At 65.7% G+C, this 17925-nt stretch carries 16 protein-coding genes; 8 read left to right on the top strand and 8 right to left on the bottom strand.

The annotated features are described in order from the left end of the window. Positions 1-49 precede the first annotated feature (49 nt). The gene (locus tag ACOXXX_RS06200; RefSeq protein ID WP_422825685.1) at positions 50-664 is read right to left on the bottom strand and encodes a response regulator; all 615 of its coding nucleotides are present in this window, start codon (positions 662-664) and stop codon (positions 50-52) included. A gap of 245 nt (positions 665-909) precedes the next feature. On the opposite strand from ACOXXX_RS06200, the gene ACOXXX_RS06205 reads away from it, so the two are divergent. From ACOXXX_RS06205 to ACOXXX_RS06220, 4 genes are all read left to right on the top strand, one after another. Continuing rightward, positions 910-2301, top strand: coding sequence for a WecB/TagA/CpsF family glycosyltransferase (locus tag ACOXXX_RS06205; protein WP_422825686.1), 1392 nt, complete (start codon positions 910-912; stop codon positions 2299-2301). A gap of 33 nt (positions 2302-2334) precedes the next feature. Further along, positions 2335-3222: a UTP--glucose-1-phosphate uridylyltransferase gene (locus tag ACOXXX_RS06210; protein WP_422825687.1), complete on the top strand. Its 888-nt coding sequence runs from the start codon at positions 2335-2337 to the stop codon at positions 3220-3222. 100 nt (positions 3223-3322) lie between these two features. Next, positions 3323-3829, top strand: coding sequence for a molybdopterin-dependent oxidoreductase (locus tag ACOXXX_RS06215; protein WP_422825688.1), 507 nt, complete (start codon positions 3323-3325; stop codon positions 3827-3829). A 54-nt stretch (positions 3830-3883) separates the two neighbouring features. After that, positions 3884-6418, top strand: a complete 2535-nt coding sequence (locus ACOXXX_RS06220) for an ATP-binding protein (protein WP_422825689.1) — start codon at positions 3884-3886, stop codon at positions 6416-6418. Positions 6419-6439: 21 nt separating this feature from the next. On the opposite strand, the gene ACOXXX_RS06225 is transcribed toward ACOXXX_RS06220, so the two are convergent. Beyond that, the gene (locus ACOXXX_RS06225) at positions 6440-7651 is read right to left on the bottom strand and encodes a polysaccharide biosynthesis/export family protein (RefSeq protein ID WP_422825690.1); all 1212 of its coding nucleotides are present in this window, start codon (positions 7649-7651) and stop codon (positions 6440-6442) included. A 200-nt stretch (positions 7652-7851) separates the two neighbouring features. Here ACOXXX_RS06225 and ACOXXX_RS06230 point away from each other — a divergent pair, with 200 nt between their 5' ends. The 4 genes from ACOXXX_RS06230 to ACOXXX_RS06245 are packed head-to-tail and all read left to right on the top strand — an operon-like array spanning position 7852 to position 12018. Next, positions 7852-9087, top strand: coding sequence for an oligosaccharide flippase family protein (locus ACOXXX_RS06230; RefSeq protein WP_422825691.1), 1236 nt, complete (start codon positions 7852-7854; stop codon positions 9085-9087). A 4-nt stretch (positions 9088-9091) separates the two neighbouring features. Then, positions 9092-10012 (top strand): glycosyltransferase family 2 protein, encoded by a 921-nt coding sequence (locus tag ACOXXX_RS06235; RefSeq protein WP_422825692.1) that lies wholly within the window; start codon positions 9092-9094, stop codon positions 10010-10012. Between the two features lie 18 nt (positions 10013-10030). After that, entirely contained in the window at positions 10031-11026 is a 996-nt protein-coding gene (locus tag ACOXXX_RS06240; protein ID WP_422825693.1) for a glycosyltransferase family 2 protein, read from the top strand. After that, positions 11026-12018, top strand: coding sequence for a glycosyltransferase family 4 protein (locus ACOXXX_RS06245; RefSeq protein ID WP_422825694.1), 993 nt, complete (start codon positions 11026-11028; stop codon positions 12016-12018). The genes ACOXXX_RS06240 and ACOXXX_RS06245 overlap by 1 nt, the downstream gene beginning before the upstream one ends. A gap of 84 nt (positions 12019-12102) precedes the next feature. Here ACOXXX_RS06245 and ACOXXX_RS06250 read toward each other — a convergent pair whose 3' ends face one another. From ACOXXX_RS06250 to ACOXXX_RS06275, 6 genes are read right to left on the bottom strand one after another with little or no spacing between them, the layout of a single operon-like run. Further along, positions 12103-13725 carry a dihydroxyacetone kinase subunit DhaK gene (locus ACOXXX_RS06250; protein ID WP_422825695.1) on the bottom strand — a complete coding sequence of 541 codons (1623 nt, stop codon included), beginning with the start codon at positions 13723-13725 and terminating at the stop codon, positions 12103-12105. An 11-nt stretch (positions 13726-13736) separates the two neighbouring features. After that, entirely contained in the window at positions 13737-14732 is a 996-nt protein-coding gene (locus ACOXXX_RS06255; RefSeq protein ID WP_422825696.1) for an ABC transporter ATP-binding protein, read from the bottom strand. Continuing rightward, on the bottom strand, positions 14725-15822 hold the full coding sequence (locus ACOXXX_RS06260) for an ABC transporter ATP-binding protein (RefSeq protein ID WP_422825697.1): 1098 nt from the start codon (positions 15820-15822) through the stop codon (positions 14725-14727). The genes ACOXXX_RS06255 and ACOXXX_RS06260 overlap by 8 nt, the downstream gene beginning before the upstream one ends. A gap of 3 nt (positions 15823-15825) precedes the next feature. Continuing rightward, positions 15826-16014, bottom strand: a complete 189-nt coding sequence (locus ACOXXX_RS06265; RefSeq protein ID WP_422825698.1) for a hypothetical protein — start codon at positions 16012-16014, stop codon at positions 15826-15828. Continuing rightward, on the bottom strand, positions 16011-16949 hold the full coding sequence (locus ACOXXX_RS06270; RefSeq protein ID WP_422825699.1) for a carbohydrate ABC transporter permease: 939 nt from the start codon (positions 16947-16949) through the stop codon (positions 16011-16013). The genes ACOXXX_RS06265 and ACOXXX_RS06270 overlap by 4 nt, the downstream gene beginning before the upstream one ends. Further along, positions 16946-17893 carry a carbohydrate ABC transporter permease gene (locus ACOXXX_RS06275; protein ID WP_422825700.1) on the bottom strand — a complete coding sequence of 316 codons (948 nt, stop codon included), beginning with the start codon at positions 17891-17893 and terminating at the stop codon, positions 16946-16948. The genes ACOXXX_RS06270 and ACOXXX_RS06275 overlap by 4 nt, the downstream gene beginning before the upstream one ends. Positions 17894-17925 lie beyond the last annotated feature (32 nt).

Raw genomic sequence — 17925 nt, forward strand, 5'->3', positions numbered from 1 at the left:
TGGCCAGCGCGCCGGCGCATCCGCGCCCTGGCCTATCCGATGGGATAGTTCAGAACAGCGCCGCCTCGCGCGCGATCAGCGCGGCCTGGGTGCGGTTGGAAGCGCCGACCTTGCGATAAAGCGTTTTCATGTGCAGCTTGACCGTCGGTTCGGTGATGTCGAGATCGCGGGCGATCTCCTTGTTGGACTTGCCCTCGGTCAGGCCCTTCAAGACCTGCAATTCGCGCTGTGTGAGCTTGTCGGCCAGGGGATGCGACGGGGTGTCGTCGACCGCGGTCATGAAGTCGATAGGGGCATATTGCTCGCCCATGGCCATGAACTTGACCGCGTTGATCATGGATTTCGCGGGCAGCGTCTTGGGCACGAAGCCTGCGGCCCCGGCCTCGAGCGCCTTTTCGGCAATGTCGCGCGTCGCCTCGCCCGACAGCAGCGCCACGCGCTGGCCGTCCTTCAGCGCCATGGTCTGCTTGAGCCCCTCGAGACCGTTCATTCCGGGCATGTTGAGGTCGAGCAGGATCAGGTCGAACGGATCTTCCGTTTCGATCAGACGATGCGCGCCGGGCAGATCCGCCGCGGTGCTGGTGTCGATCCCGCCCTGAGCCTGCAGGAACAGGACCAGCGTATCCCGCAGCAGGTCGTGGTCATCGGCGATCAATACGCGCATCGCGGTCTCCTTCTTCGCCACCACAACTAAACCGTGATCATGGCTGATGCACGTCAAATATCCGCCGTGACCATGGCAGCCAACGGCGCATTCGGGCCTGACGCTCTCCGTTCGGATAGGTCCGCTGACCGCAGGGCATAGTCCTTCCCCCGATGTCCCGGACTCCTCACCGTCCGCTCCGTTGAGCGGCGCAATGTTTCTCGTCAGCTTGAGAGCAACTTCTGCAACCTCAAGGACTTAGCCCGATGAAACACGCTGCTTTCCCGACCCGCCTCGACCTTTCTGACGCGATCACGCCCCCCGCTTTGACCACGCAATATCTGCCCGCGCTGACACTCGATCTGGCCGATGCGACGCCGGATCAGGCGATCACCCATCTGCTGGCGCCGGGCCGCCGCCGGGCGTTCTTCATGAACGCGCATTGCTGCAACCTGCGCCGCCGCGATCCGGCCTATGCCCGCGCCGTGGCCGCGGCCGACGTTCTGCTGCCCGACGGGATCGGCGTCGAACTGGCCGCAAAGATGACCGGCCAGAAACTGACCGCCAACCTGAACGGTACCGACCTTGTGCCGATGCTGCTGGCCAAGGCGGCGCGGATGGGCAAATCGGTCTACCTCTTCGGCGGCACCCCGGGCACGGCAGAGGCCGCGGCCAGCCGCCTGATCCACACCATCCCGCATCTGCGCATTGCGGGCACCCGCGACGGGTTCGGCGGCGCAGCGGATGCCGAGGCGGTCATCGCCGACATCAACGACAGCGGCGCCGATATCGTGCTGGTCGCCCTGGGCGTGCCGATGCAGGAACTGTGGCTGCACCGCCATGCACACCGGCTCGACGCGTCCCTGACACTGGCCGTCGGCGCACTTTTCGACTTTCTCGCCGGGACGGTCGTGCGTGCACCGACGGCGGTGCGTCGGATCAAGATGGAATGGGTCTGGCGCCTGGCCCAGGAACCGCGGCGGCTGGCCAAGCGCTACCTCGTCGGGAATGCCGCCTTCCTGGCCCATGCCGCGCTGACCGCCGCCCGCCGCAGCTCTTTCGCCGATGTGCAGCGCCGGTTCCTCGACATCACCGTGTCGGCCAGCGCGCTTCTGCTGCTGTCGCCGCTGCTGGCGCTGACAGCGCTGGCGATCAAGGCCGACAGCCGCGGGCCGGTGTTCTTCAAGCAGACCCGCGTCGGGCGCAACGGCACCCCTTTCACCATGTTCAAGTTCCGCTCGATGACCACGGATGCCGAAACGCGGCGTGCCGAGGTGCTGGCCAGCTCTGACCGCGACGGCGTCTGCTTCAAGTCGCGCACCGATCCGCGCGTTACCCGCGTCGGGCGCATCATCCGCCGCTTTTCCATCGATGAGCTGCCGCAGATCCTGAACGTGCTGCGCGGCGAGATGGCGATCGTCGGCCCGCGCCCGGCCCTGCCGTGCGAGGTCGAAGCCTACCCCCGCCGCGCCATGGGCCGCCTTGCGGTCAAGCCGGGCATCACCGGCGTCTGGCAGGTGTCTGGCCGCGCCAACATCGGCTTTGACCAGATGGTCGAGATGGATCTGACCTATGCCTCTTCGCGCACGGTGCTTCTTGATCTCGTGCTGATCCTCAGAACCTTCGGCGCGGTCGTATCGGGCCGCGGCGCTTACTGACCCCTTTGCCTTGACCCGGAAAGGACCAGGACGATGACACATATCCGCACCGCCGTTTTTCCCGTCGCCGGTATGGGCACCCGCTTTCTGCCCGCTACCAAGTCGATCCCCAAGGAGATGCTGCCGCTCGTCGACCGCCCGCTGATCCAGTACGCGGTGGACGAGGCCCGCGCCGCCGGGATTGAACAGTTCGTTTTTGTCACCGCCGCGGGCAAGGGCGCGCTTGAGGATTATTTCGATACCGCCGCCGCGCTGGAACAGCGCCTTGCCGCCGCCGGGAAAACCTCTGCGCTGGCCGCGCTGGCGCGGACGCGGTTGCCCGAGGGCGCGCTGTCCTTCGTCCACCAGAACGCGCCACTGGGCCTGGGTCACGCGGTCAAGCTGGCGCGGCGGCTGGTGGGCAACGAACCCTTTGCCGTCCTGCTGCCCGACGACGTGATCCGCGCACCACAAGGCGCATTGGGCCAGATGGTCGCCGCCCATGCCAAGACCCGCGGCCACATGGTCGCGACGATGGACGTGCCGCGCGCCGACACTTCGTCCTACGGCATCCTCGACGTGGCGCGAACCGCCGGGCGGCTGACCACCGCGCGGGGGCTCGTGGAAAAACCGCAGCCCGACCAGGCCCCGTCGACCAGCGCCGTCGTTGGCCGCTACATCCTGGAGCCGTCGATCTTTGCCCGCCTTGCCGACCTTGGCCCGGGCGCAGGCGGCGAGGTGCAGTTGACCGATGCGATCAACGCCGATGTGCAAACGGTCGGCGTGACCGGCTACCGGTTCCAGGGCGAACGCTTTGACTGCGGGTCGGTCGCGGGCTTCGTGCAGGCGACGATGGCCTTCGCCCTTGACCGCCCGGAGATGCAGGAGGCCCTGAGCGGCTTTCTTGACGCGCGGGCGATTCCGCAACAGCGGGCGGCCTGACAGGCCGTCCTATCCGAACGGATAGGTCACTATCCATCTGACCTGATGTGCGGAGCGGGCGAATGTGTCATATGGGATCAACCTTGGAGAGGATGTTCCCATGTACCGTTCCCTGTTTCCCGCCCTGGCACTGGTCATCGCAACCGCGTTGCCTGCCCTGGCCCAGCCCCTTGCAGCGCCCGAAGGCGAGGTGATCCTCACCGTATCGGGCGCGCTGGAGGTCACCAACGTCGACGGCACCGCGCAGTTCGACCTCGAGATGCTCGAGGCGATGGACGCCACCACCTTTGAAACCACGACGATCTGGACCGAAGGCGCACACAGCTTTACCGGCGTGTCGCTCGCCAAGCTGGTCGAGCGTCTGGGGCTCGAGGGTGAAACCCTGCGCGCCACCGCGATCAACGATTACGCCGTGGAAATCCCGGTGTCTGACGCGGTCGATGGCGGCCCCATCCTGGCCTACAGGATGGATGGCGAAACGATGTCGGTGCGCGACAAGGGACCGCTCTGGGTCGTGTATCCCTATGATGCCAGCGCCGACTATCGCTCCGAAGTGACCTATTCGCGCAGCATATGGCAACTCGACCGCATCGAGGTGACGCAGTAAGCAGCGGTGGCCGGGGCCCGAGCCTTCGGCCCCGCACAACCGGATCGGCCCGCAATGATAGACCTCAAAGCCTCTCCCCTGCGTTTGCGGCTGTTGATCACGCTGCTGCTGGGGGCTGTGGGTCTGGGGGTGATCGTCTACCTTTCCACCGCTGTCGTACGCGATCTGCGGCTGCTCAACTCGGCTCGGTCCGACAACGTGCAATGGACCCTGTCGCAGGCCGAGGTGGAATTTCTCGAATACCACCTTCACCTCAGCACCGTGATCGGCGATCCCGCGCCCGACCTGCGAAGCATGCGCCGTGAGTTCGATATCTTCTACAGCCGGATCAATACGCTGCGGCAGGCGTCGATCTATGCGGCCCTGCGCAATGTGCCGGAATTTTCGCGCAACCTTCGGATCGTGCAGACCTTTCTCGACCGGACGGTCGACAGCATTGACGCCTCTGACGATGCGCTGACCGCCGCCCTGCCAGATCTGATCGAACGTGCCGAGGACGTACGGCCCAACGTCCGGCAGCTGGCCAATTCCGGGCTGAATTACTTTGCCGAGGATTCCGACCGCCGCCGCAGCAACATCGCCGTGACCCTGATGCAGATGGCCGCGGTGGTCACCTTCCTGCTGGTGACGCTGCTGCTGCTGGCGCTTTATCTGGCCTACCTCAACGCACAGAACGTGCGGCGCCGGGCCGAAATCGCACAGGCCAGCGAGCGGATGAAGATCGTGACAGGCACCGCGCTCGACGCCGTGGTGGTGAGCGATGCGAAGGGCTGCATCCTCGATTTCAACGCCGCCGCCGAACAGATCTTCGGCTATTCCGCCGAACAGGCCATCGGCGCTGAACTGGGCGCGCTGATCGTGCCCGACCACCACCGTGCCGCCCATGCGGCGGGGATGGAGCGGATGCGGCAAGACGGTGAAAAGCGGGTGGTCGGCAAGGGCCGGATCAAGCTTGAGGCCAAGCGCGCCAATGGAGAGATTTTCCCGGTCGAGTTTGCCATCCAGTCCGCCGAAACCGACGATGGCGAAATCTTCATCGCCTTCCTGCGGGACATTTCGCACCGGGTGAAGACCGAGGCCGATTTGGTCGCCGCCCGCGATCGGGCGCTGGCCGGCGAAAAGGCCAAGACCGATTTCCTGGCCACCATGAGCCACGAGATCCGCACGCCGCTCAACGGCCTTTTGGGCAACCTGTCACTGCTGCGCGACACCAAGCTGAGCGCCAAGCAGGCGCGCTATATCAAGAACATGGACACCTCGGGCAAGCTGTTGATGAGCCATATCTCGGACGTGCTGGACATCACCAAGTACGACGCCGGAAAGCTGCATCTGCGGCCCGTGGCGATGAACATCAGCACGCTGCTGCAGGACATCATCGACAATCAGAGCGGCGCGGCCTCGGCCAACGACACGACGCTGGAATGGGGCTGGATCGGCACACCTGCTGACTGGATCCACGCCGACCGCGAACGCATCCAGCACATCCTGATGAACGTGATCGGCAACGCGGTGAAATTCACCCATGAGGGGCGTGTCTCGGTCCAGGCAGAGGTTCTGCATATGGAGGGCGAACCGCCCGAACTGCAGATCTGCGTCAGCGATACCGGCATCGGCATGGACGATACGCTCAAATCGCAGGTGTTCGACGATTTCCTGACCGGCGACAGCTCTTATGATCGCGAGGTCGGCGGCACCGGCCTGGGCCTTGGGATCGCCCGGCGGTTCGTTCACGCGCTTGGCGGCAGCATCGAGGTCGAGAGTACGCCGGGCGAAGGCAGCACCTTCCTCATCAGCTTTCCCATCGCGCCCATCGATCCGCCGCAGACCGACACGCACCGTCGTGCACGCGCCGGGTCGATGCGGCCCAGCCGCATCCTGCTGGTCGAGGATAACGAGATCAATCGCGTCGTCGCCCGCGAGATGCTGGTCGCCGCCGGTCACGACGTGACCGAGGCCAGGAACGGGCAGATCGCCGTGGACCGGGCGCAGGCCGAGCATTTCGATCTCATTCTGATGGACATCAGCATGCCGGTGATGGACGGCCGCGCCGCCACGCGCCAGATCCGGGCAGGCGACGGCGCCTGCGCCAGGACGCCCATCGTGGCGCTGACGGCGAATGCCATGGCTGACGAACAGAAGGCGTTTCTGTCGGACGGGATGAACGACATCCTGACCAAGCCCCTGACCCGAGAGGGCCTGATCCAGGTGATCAGCAATCACCTGCACCCCGAAACCAAAAATCAGACCTTTGGCCGGGATGCGTCAAAGGCGGTTGCCAGCGCCTATCTGGACGATCTGCGTGAAACGGTCGGTGTCGACGCCCTGCGTCCGCTGCTCGATCGGTTCGTGGCCGAGGTTGACGAAACGCTGGCCTTCCTCAAGGAGCATCCCCGGCACACGCCGGACGAGATCGCCGCCCGCGCCCACCGGATGGCCGGCGGCGCCGCGCAGCTGGGGGCCGTCGAATTGCGCGCCGGGCTGATCGCGGTGGAAACGGCGGCCAAGGCAGGCGACCCGGACGACATGGCCAAAGCCATTGCGAAGCTGCCCGCCATCTGGTTCGTCACGCGCCCCCGGATGCAAGCCTAGCGCCGGGACGCCGTCTGCTGCCTACAGGGCCAGTGCTGACAGACCCAGAATCCCTAGCACCCGGCCGACTTCGCCGACATTGGTGACCGTGCTGTCGTAACAGGCGATTGAATCGCCGGGCAGCAGGAACGGATCGTAATCGTCCCGATCCGCGCGCCGCAGCAGGTCTTCGATATCGCGTTCGATCACGACCGACACCTCGGTGATCGGATTGCGGGAAAACAGCACCGCAGAGCGGTCCGCACTGGTCGCCCGCGCCCCGCCGACACAGTTGGTGTCGATCACGGCCTGCATGTAGCGCGTGCCGTAAGGCACTTCGCGGACCTCGCGCCCGATGGCCGAGGGGGCATTGCCCGTCGCGGGCTGTGTCAGGTTCGACAGGAACAGCGATACCCCCGGCGGGCTGATCGGGCTGGGCCGCATCAGCTCCTCCTGGAAACAGCCGCGGCTGGGCACCGACACCTCGTCACCCGTCAGCAGCATGATGTCGACGACGTTCTGCCCCTCGAACACCCCGCGCATGTCGAGCGTGTAAAGCGTTCCGGCCCGGCGCACCTCGATGGCAGAGATATCGGCATCCGGGCGCACGCCACCGACCGCCCGCAGCGCCGCGGAAAGGTTGCGCCCCTCGCTCGACGCGCCCAGGGCCCCTTGGCGACGGCTGTCGACCTGGTCGCCGGTGACGCCGCCGATTTCCACCGAATGCGGTTCGAACACCGCGCCGGACACGCCCACCGTGACCGAGGCGAAGTCGGCCACGCGGACAGAGATGCGCGGCCGTTCGACAAAGAAATCCCCGGCGATAAGCTGCCTGGAGATATCGGCCTCGATTTCGGAGGTAGAGCGGCCCTGCGCGCGGATCGGCGCCAGGAATGGCAGCTTGAGCGTGCCGTCGCGCGACACGACATAGTCGCCGCTGAACGTGTCGTCGTCGGCGATGCGGATATCGACCAGATCGTTCCGGCTCAGCCGCTCGCCGCGCAGCGATACCGCCGCGACACCGCCACCCTTGCCTCCGGCCCCGCCGCGCCAGGGGCGGCATTTGCTGGCGTTGATCTCGGCCGAGCGCAGGAACCGCGCCTGCCCCCGGCTGACATCGGGCGTGCGGTACTGCGCCTGATAGCCGTCGCCTGCCGCCACCGGTTCGAGGTTGTTGGGCGTGTCGTAGCTGGCGCAGTTCGCCAGGGCCAGAACGGCCAGCAGCGCCGAGCCGAATGTGAGGGTCTGGGGCATGCCTGCGCTCGCGTTTACCTGCGGTTGTGAAGGTTCTACGCATTTCCGCCCGCCCGGTCGAGTGCACCGTGGCATGGCGCCACCTATCCGAACGGATATGATGCAGTTCTGTTGCGCCCTTCCGCTCTCCGGTGGCGTCCGGGACAGCACGCACGACCCGCGGTTAGAACCGGTTCAGCAAACATGACTGGACCCGTACAATGACCGCCATCCTCAAGACATCGCGTATCGCGCAGAACCTCTTTGCCTATGGCGCGTCAGAGGTGGCGTCCAAGGCATCGCGCCTGCTGGTTGTCGTGGCGGTCGCCCGGTCGCTGGACCTCGCGCAGATCGGTGTCGCGGCGGCGGCGCTGGCGGCGTCCGACATCCTCAAGGCGCTGACCGAGAACGGCGTCGGGCAGCGCATCATCGCCGCACCCGAGGCAGAACTGCCGCAAACCTGCGCCACCGCGCACCGCATCTTCTGGGCCTGGTGCGTGGGGCTGTTTGTCGTGCAATCGGCGGTGGGGCTGACACTTTACGCGTCGGGTGCCAGCCTCGAGTTGCTGATGCTGATCTTGCTGCTCGCGGGCGAGTACCTGTTCATGCCTGCGGGCCTTGTGCAGACCGCCCTTGCGATGCGGGCGGGCAAACTGCGCCAGACCGCCGCCATCTCGGGCGCGCAGGTCGTGGGCGCGAACATGCTCTCGGCGGCGCTGGCCCTGCTCTGGCCCTCGGCGTTGGCGCTGATCCTGCCGCGCCTGCTGACCGCGCCGTTCTGGCTGGTCGCGATGCGCCGCCTGCATCCCTGGCGTCGGGACCTGTCGAACGGCTTTGCGCCGCTGCGCCCGTTCATCAGCTTCGGCTGGGCGGTGCTTGGGGTCGAACTCGTCAAGGCCATGCGCCTGCAGGCGGACAAGCTGATCGTCGGCACGCTGATGGGGGCCGAGGCGCTTGGGCTTTATTTCATGGCCTTCAATGCCGGGCTGGGGCTGGCGAATTCCTTCTCCACGGCCTTCGCGACCGTGCTCTTTCCGCATCTCTGCGCCAGCCCCGACAAGACCCAGGCCCTGCGTCAGAGCATCCTTCTGGCCATCGGCCTGATCACGCCGGCGGTGGTCCTGCAGGCGATCCTCGCGCCCGTTTACGTGCCGATCCTCTTTGGGGACGGCTGGCAGGGGCTGGACCAGATCGTGTCGATCCTCTGCCTGGTCGCGATCCCCACCACGCTTTGGTCCGCCACAGCCGGCTGGCTTCGGGCCACGGGCCGCGCGCAGCGCGAATTCTGGGTGACAGCCGCAATGACCGCAGCGCTCATGCTCAACACCGCAGCGCTTGCCCCCTTCGGTCTCATGGCCGTGGCCACCGGCTATGCCGTCGTCGCCACCGTGGTGATGCTGGACGCCTCGCTTCCCGCTCTTTCCCTGGCCTTTGGCCACCGTTTCGCAAAGGTCTGATCCCATGCCGACATTTTCGATCATCCTCCCCTGTTTCAACGCCGAGGCGACGATTGCCACGACGCTGGCCAGCCTCACCGCGCAAACCTTCACCGATTGGGAAGCGATCTGCGTCGACGACGGATCGACCGACGCCACGGTTTTCCTGATCCGCAGCGCGGCGCGGCGGGACGGCCGCATCCGGCTGGTCCGCAACAGCGCGAAAGGCCCCAGCGCGGCGCGGAACATGGCGGCGCTGAACGAGGCCACCGGCGATTTCCTGGCCTTCTGCGATGCCGACGACCTATGGGTTCCGGGCAAGCTGAACCGGCTGCGCGAGACGTTTGGCGACCGGAGCATCGACGCGGTCTATGGGCGCATCGGGTTCTTCAACACCGAACCGGGAGATACCGGCGTCACCTCGTCCGTGCCGCAGGGCGATCTGACAATCGACATGCTGCTGGGCGAAAACCCGGTCTGCACCATGTCCAACATCACCCTGCGCCGCGGCGTGTTCGAACGCACCGGCGGGTTTGATCCGGCTATGGTCCATAACGAGGATCTGGACTGGCTGATCCGGCTGGTCGGGCACGGGGCCCGCGTCGTCGGGGTCGACCAGTTGCACACCTGGTACCGCACCAGCCCCGGCGGGCTCTCCACCGATCTGGCGGCGATGGCAGAGGGGCGGGCGCAGGCGCTGCGCACCGCCGCCGGGCTGGGCGTGCGCCCGTCGCGGCGCAGCCACGCGATCCACTACCGCTACCTCGCCCGGCGTGCGCTGCGCACGGCACCCGGTCGTGGCGCGGCGCTGCGCCTGAGCCTCTCGGGCCTTCTGCACAGCCCGGCGGGTTTTCTCAGCCCCGTCCGCCGTGGCGGGCTGACCCTTGGCGGTGCGTTCGTTGCCCTGATGCTGCCGCGCGGTCTGCGCCAGTCCCTTTTTTCCTGAACCCGAAAGTCCGATCCCATGACCTTTGCCTCCATCATCGTTCCCGCCTTCAACGTCGCAGACACGCTCTGGGCCACCATGACCGCCCTGCTGCACCAGACCCACCCCGCCTACGAGGTGATCATCGTCGACGACGGATCCACCGATGCGACGCCGCAGATCGCCGCAGGCTTTGCCCGCGATCCCCGCGTCCGCATCGTCCGTCAGGCCAACCGGGGCCTTGCCGGGGCCCGCAACAGCGGCATCGCCGCCGCGCGCGGCACGGTCATCGGCTTTTGCGATGCCGACGACCTGTGGCTGCCGGAAAAGCTGGCCCTGCATGTCGCGCATCTCGACTCGCGTCCTGATGTCGGGATCAGCTACTGCGGCTCCGCGATCATGGATGACCAGGGTGCCCTGACCGGCCACGCGCAGCGCCCGCGCCTGACCGGCATCGACGCCGCGACGATCTTCAAGCGCAATCCGATCGGCAACGGATCGGCCCCCGTGCTGCGCCGCGCGGTGCTGGAGCAGATCGCCTTTCGCCCCCGGCACGAGACAGAGCGCGACTGGTATTTCGACGAAACCTTCCGTCAGTCCGAAGACATCGAATGCTGGCTGCGGATCGCGCTCAGCACCGACTGGACCTTTGAAGGCATCCCCGGGCTCTGGACCCAGTATCGGATCAATGCGGGGGGGCTGTCGGCCGCGACCGACCGACAGCTTGCCGCGTGGGAGCGGATGGTGACCAAGCTCACCCCGCTCAACCCGGCGTTCTTCCAGGTCAACACGCCGGTCGCCCGGGCCTACCAGCTGCGCTACCTCACCCGCCGCGCGATCAGCGATCTGGACCCCGTCCGCGCGCGGTGCCTGTCGCGTGACTGGCTGGCGCAGTCCGCAATGCCGATGATCGAAGAGCCGGTGAAATCCCTCGTCACCCTGGCCGCGACCGCGACCTTGTCGCTTTGCGGCACCGCCGTTCTGCGCCGGGTCATGGATCTTGCCCAGCGGCTGCGCACGGCGGAGGCGGTCTGATGCAACGGCTGAAAGTCGTCCATCTGGTCGATGACACGACGGCGGGCGGGGTCATGCGGGTGCTGGATCATATCCTGACCGCGCCCGCGCTGTCGCGCGATGCCGATCACGAACTGCGGGTGGTCGACCGCCGCGCGGGCCTGGCTGACGCCGTTCGGGCCGATGTCATCGTCTCGCATCTGGCGATCAGCTGGCGCCTGATGCCGATGCTGCTGAGCCTGCGCGCACGCCATCCACGCACCCCGTTGATGCATGTCGAGCACAGCTATACCCAGGGGTTCCTCGCCGCGAACGTCACCTACCGGCGCAGGTTCGCGGTGCTGCTGCGCAGCGCCTTCGGGCTCTTCAATCGGATCATAGCGGTCAGCCATGCCCAGGCCAGGTGGCTGACGCAAAGCGGTGCCGTTCCGGCCAAAAAGCTGACCGTCATCCAGTCCTGCGTCGATCTTTCCACGTTTCGCGCGGTACCGCCCGCCGATGGTCCGGTGAAGGTGCTTGGCGCGATCGGGCGGCTTGACCGGCAAAAGGGGTTCGACACGCTGATCCAGGCGTTTCGGCAGGTCAAAAGCGCGGACCTTGCGCTGCACATCTATGGCGAAGGCGCGGAAGAGGCCAGATTGCGCCACCTTGCCCTGGGCGATCCGCGCATCCGGTTCATGGGCTTCGCCTCAGACCCCGTGCGGGCGATGGCAGCCGTGGACGCGGTTGCGATGCCCTCCGTCTGGGAAGCCTACGGACTTGTCGCGATCGAGGCGCTTGCAGCGGGACGTCCGCTGCTCGTGAACGCGGTCGATGGCCTGCTGGACCACGTTGCACTTGGCGCGGTCGCTGTGCGCGACGGCGCCGTCGACGACTGGAGCGGCGCAGTGGCGACACTGATGGCGCATGGAAACACATCCGGGCCGACCAGGGCCGGTCATGAAACAGACCTTGAAGAGGTCTTCGCGACGCGGTGGCAGGACCTACTCTCGGCCATTCGACAAGGTGCCTGACGCGGACCTGTCGCTGACCTGCCATAGTGACGCCGCCATCATCTGCGTTCGCGTCCTACCCAAGCGGCCCGATGGTCGAGGGCGTCAACTCGCCAGTTGCTCGAACAGGCGGGCCACGGCCTCGGCACCCGGATCGACATGACCCTGCAGCTGGTCGGCGCTGATGTAGGACGCGCGCCCGGCCTTTGCGCGGGTGATCGTCGCTGTCACCTCGGCGCCCGTCCTCGCCGCGACCGCCGCTTCGGCAAGGCCCTTCGCCTCAAGCTCGTCCAGCGCCGGGCGCAGGGCGTCGACCATCGTGCGGTCTCCAAGCTCTGCCCCACCGATGCGCTGCATCCGGTCCAGCCCTTCCTTCAGCGCCGCGATCATGCCCAGCCCGCTCGAGGCGGCATCCCCCGCGGCGGTGAAAAAGATCGCCAGCAGCACACCGGACGATCCACCCATCGTCTGGGTCAGCTCCTGCCCGATGGCCCGGAAAAGCTGCGTGTGATCGGCCAGCGGCAGCCGGTCGAGCGCGCCGATCAGCGCGCGTGCGGCCCCCGCCAAGGTCGAGCCGGTATCGCCATCTCCCGACTTGGCGTCGAGCGCGTTCAGGTCCGACTCTGCATCAATCAGGATCTGGCAGCATCGTGTCAGGAAATCCGCCGTCGCCTTGTGTTCCGACGGGATCGGCTGGATCGGGCGCAACCCGTCGGGAAGTTCGACGGTGCGCACCGGCGTGATCGCCTTGCAGCCGGGCCAGGCCGACGGCACACACGGCGCGCTCAGCCAGTCCTCGTCATCGGCGTTCAGCGGGTATACCGACACCGAAAATCCCCGCATGTCGAGCGAGGTCATCATCGCTGCGGGGCCGACGACAAGCTTGAGGTTCCGGCCGATCGAGGACCTCACCAGATCATGCGCCAGGATCGACATCTCGAGTTCGGTCGTGCCGCCCAGATTGTTGAGCAGCACCACATGCGGGGCGTCGGCCATCACGGCGGCAAGCTTGGCCGTTACGGCGGCCATGGCCTGTTCAGCATTGTGATAATCGACTTGCTGCACGCCGGCCTCGCCATGGATGCCAAGGCCAAGCTCGGCCTTGCCCGCACCGATGCGCTGCTCTTTCGGAGAGCCGGGAACGGTGCAGGTATCGAGCGACATGCCAATGGATTTGGTGCCGTCGATGACCCGTTCGGCCACGGTGGTGATCTCGTCCAGCGACGCGCCGCTTTCGGCCATGGCCCCGGCGATCTTGTGCACGAAAAGCGTGCCGGCCACGCCGCGCGGCTGCGGCAGGTCGGGCAGCGCGATGTCGTCATCGACAACCACCATGTTGACCTTCAGCCCAAAGGCCCGGGCGCGTTCCGCCGCCAGCCCGAAATTCAGCCGGTCGCCGGTGTAGTTCTTGACGATCAACAGGCAGCCTGCCGGGCCGGTCACCGCCAGGATCCCGGCCAGAACCGCATCGACCGAAGGCGAGGCAAAGACATCGCCGCACACCGCCGCCGTCAGCATCCCCTGACCCACAAAGCCCGCATGGGCCGGTTCATGCCCCGACCCGCCGCCCGTCACCAGCGCGACCTTCGACTTGTCCCAGTCGCCGCGCAGCACCACGCGGATATGCGGATAGCCGTCAAGCCGCACAAGCGCGCCGCCCGACACCTGCAGCAGCCCGTCGATGGCCTCGGTGACGGTTGCGTCCTTTTCGTTGATGAATTGGGCCATGGTTTCCTCCCTCAAGCCAGTCGCGCGCCAGAGGCGTCGAAATAGAATGGGTTATTGGGGCGTATCCGAACGATATCACCCGATTTCAAACGCGTATGGGCATCCGTCACGGTCACGATGTCATGCGACCGATAGGTCAGGTGCAACCGGGTCTGGTCGCCCAGACGCTCGACCCGGCTGACCCGGCTTTCCTCGCCTTCGCCCTGCAGGATCTGTTCGGGGCGCAGGCCGATCTTGTCGGCGCCCGACGGCGCACCGGCAAAGGCATCGGCGGGCAGCACGTTGATGCGCGGCTGGCCCAGACGGCTGGCCGCGTAGACGCTGACCGGGTCTTCGTAGATGTCGCGCGGGGTGCCGAACTGCACCAGCCGCCCTTTGTCCAGCACCCCCACCTGGGTGGCCATGGTCATCGCTTCGATCTGGTCGTGCGTCACATACAGAAGCGTTGCGCCGCGATCCGCCTGGATCGATTTCAACTCGATCCGCAGGTCGGCGCGCAACTTGGCATCCAGCGAACTGAGCGGTTCGTCCATCAGATAGACGGCCGGGTCGCGCACCAGCGCCCGACCGATGGACACGCGCTGCATTTCGCCCCCCGAAAGCGCGGTCGCCTTGTTGTCAAGCTTGTGCGAGATCTGCAGCACTTCGGCGATTTCGCCGACCTTGCGGTCGATCGCCACTTGCGGCGTCTTCAGGATCGGGGATTTCAGCGGGAATTCGAGGTTCTGCCGCACCGTGAGATGCGGATAGAGGGAATACTGCTGGAATACCATCGCCACATCGCGCTGCGCGGGCGTCAGACCCGCCATGTCGCGCCCGCCGATCGTCACAGTCCCGCCGTCCGGCGCATCAAGGCCTGCGACCATGCGCAAAGTTGTGGTCTTTCCAGCGCCGGTGGGCCCCAACAGCACGACGAAAGAGCCGTCGGGAACGGTCATGCTGACATCCCCAAGCGCGGTGTCGGTGCCAAAGCGCTTGGTCACGCCCGAAAGGGTCACTTCAGCCATGGATCAACACTCCTTCGTTGGCGCGGGACCGCAGGGCCTGGCCTTGCGCATTCTCGAAAAGGGTGATGGTGCGGGCATCGAAGCTCAGGCCCGCCGACTGCCCGACCGCGATCTTGTCGCTGCTGGCGATCCGCGCCTTGATCTGGCCGTTTGCCGTATCGAGCGTGACGATCTGCGTCGTGCCCAGATATTCCGTCGCCATGATCCGGCCCCGGTAGGGCGCGGCATCGTCCAGCTTCACATGCTCGGGCCGCACCCCCAGAGTCAGCCTGCCCTGCGCACCATCGACGCTTTGCGGCACCCTGATCGCGATGTCGTTCAGGCGCACCTCGTCCTGGCCCGCTTCGATCTTGCCGTCGAAATCCAGGAAATTCATCGGCGGCGAGCCGATGAACTGCGCCACGAACTTGGTCGCGGGCCAGTCGTAGATGTCCTGCGGCACGCCGAACTGTTCGACAACGCCGTGGTTCATCACCACGATCTTGTCGCCCATCTGCATGGCCTCAAGCTGGTCGTGGGTGACGTAGACGGTTGTCGCGGCCATCCGGTCATGCAGGGCGCGCAGTTCTTCGGCCATGTGTTCGCGAAACTCGGCATCCAGCGCGCCCAGCGGTTCGTCCATGAAAAACGCCTTGGGGTCGCGGACGATGGCGCGGCCCAAGGCGACGCGCTGCCGGTCACCGCCCGAGAGCCCGCCCACGGGGCGATCCAGGATGTCGGTGATGCCGAGGATTTCCGCCACCTCATGCACCTTCGCCTTGCGCTGCGCCGATGGCATGCCCTGGCTTTTCAGCGGGTAGCTGATGTTGCCGCGCACGTTCATGTGCGGGTAAAGCGCGAACATCTGGAAGACAAAGGCGATGTCGCGCTGGCTGGCGGGTTTCTGCCCCACCTCCTCTCCGTCGATGAAGATCCGCCCGCTGGTCGGCAGTTCCAGCCCCGCCATCATCCGCAGCGTCGTCGTCTTGCCGCAGCCCGACGGGCCGAGCAGCATGAAGAACTCCCCGTCCTCGATGGTGAAGCTCGACGATTGCACGGCGGTGAACGCCCCGAAGTCCTTGCGCACGTTTTCGATCCTGATCTGTGCCATGGGTCACTCCGGGAAATGGCTGACGATGATGAACATCACCGTGCCGATGAGGGTTATCAGGAAGGACCAGCTGTAAAGCGTGATCGAAACCGGCTGCATCAGCATCACCACGCCCAGCGCGATGAGGATCGAGGCCAGCATTTCCCAAGGGCCGCGGCGCAACCGCAGCAGGCCGTTGATGAAGCTGCTCATTTGCGTACCGCTCCGAAGGTGATCCCGCGCAGCAGGTGCTTGCGCAGCAGGATGGTGAAGATCATGACAGGCACCAGAAAGATCGACGCCCCGGCCGCGACCGCGGGCCAGTCCTTGCCCGAGGTGCCGATGATCGTCGGGATGAACGGCGGCGCGGTCTGGGCGGTGCCGGATGTCAGCAGGACGGCAAAGGCATATTCGTTCCAGGCGAAGATCAGGCAGAAGATCGCGGTCGAGGCGATGCCGGTGGCCGCCTGCGGCAACACCACCTTGTAGAAGGCCTGGAACCGCGTGTAGCCGTCGATCAGCGCCGCCTCCTCGTATTCGATCGGGATCTCGTCGATGAACCCCTTGAGCAGCCAGACCGACAGCGACAGGTTCACGGCCGTGTAAAGCAGGATCATGCCAAGGTGCGTGTCGTTGAGGCCAAGCTGCCGGAACATAAGGAAAATCGGGATCGCCACGGCAATGGGCGGCATCATCCGGGTCGAGAGGATGAAGAACAGCAGGTCATCCTTCAGCGGCACCCGGAACCGGCTGAACGCATAGGCCGCGGCGGTGCCCAGGATCATGCACAGCGCGGTCGACCCGAACCCGATGATGACCGAGTTCAGGAACCGCTCGCCATAGCGCGACGGGCCGGTGATCACCGTGCCCTGATCGCGGGCGATCTGGTCGTACCAGGTCTGCGGCGGGCCCGCGGCATCAAGCATGTCCTGCGTCGCGCGGGTGCGTTCGGTGAAAAGGTTCACATAGCCTTCGAGCGACGGCTCGAACACGACCTTGGGGGGGTAGGCGATGGAGTCGGGGCCGGATTTGAAACCGGTTGCGATGATCCAGAGCAGCGGCGTGATGGTGATCAGCGCATAGCCGACGACAAGGATGCCCGCGAACCATTTGGTGCCCCTGGTGGGTTCCGTGACGGAAAAGCTCATCGTTCTTTCACCTTGTTGAGGGCCTTGACGTAGATCGAGGCGAGCCCGAAGACCGTGACGAACAGGATCACCGCATAGGCCGAGGAATAGCCCGTGCGCCACTTTTCAAAGGCTTCGCGTTTCAGGTCGATCGAGGTCAGCGTGGTGGTGTTTCCGGGCCCGCCGCCGGTGAGCTGTACGACAAGGTCGAACATCTTGAAATTCTCGATCCCGCGGAACAGCACCGCCAGCATCAGGAAGGGCAGCACCATCGGAACGGTGATCGTCCAGAACTGCCGCCACTTGCTGGCGCGGTCGCATTCCGCCGCCTCGTAGATGCTGTCGGGGATGGACCGCAGGCCCGCGAGGCAGATGAGCATGACAAAGGGTGTCCACATCCAGGTATCCGCGATCACGATGGCCCAGGGGGCAAGATGCACATCCCCGATCATCGAGAAGCTGGCCGGATCGGCCCCGGTGACAAAGGTGACGGCATAGTTGAAAAGGCCGATCTGCGGCTGGTAGAGGAACGTCCAGAAATTCCCCACCACGGCAGGCGACAGCATCATCGGAAAGACGATGATCGTGGTCCAGAGGTCGTTGCCCTTGAATTTCTTGTTGATCAGATAGGCCAGCGCAAAGCCGATGAGCACCTGCAGAACGATGGTCCAGATCAGGAAATGCGCGGTGGCCTGCATCGTCGCCCAGATATCCGGGTCCGACAGGATGCGTTCGTAGTTGCGCAGCCCGACCCATTCGACCTCGCGGTTCGGGCGGTTCACGCGGTAGTCGGTAAAGCTCAGCCGCACCGTCCAGATCAGCGGAAAGATATTCACCGCGAGCAGCAGAAAGATCGTCGGCGCCACAAAGATCCAGGCGATGGCGCGGTCCGACAGGCCGCGAATGCGGCGCGCCATACCCTTTGGCGTTGCCTGTGCGACCTTGTCGATAGCAGTGTCAGTCATGGTTCGGCCCCGTCACGCGCAGCAAGGCCCCG

The sequence above is a fragment of the Thalassococcus sp. BH17M4-6 genome, assembly GCF_049323015.1.
Classification (GTDB): Bacteria; Pseudomonadota; Alphaproteobacteria; order Rhodobacterales; family Rhodobacteraceae; genus Puniceibacterium.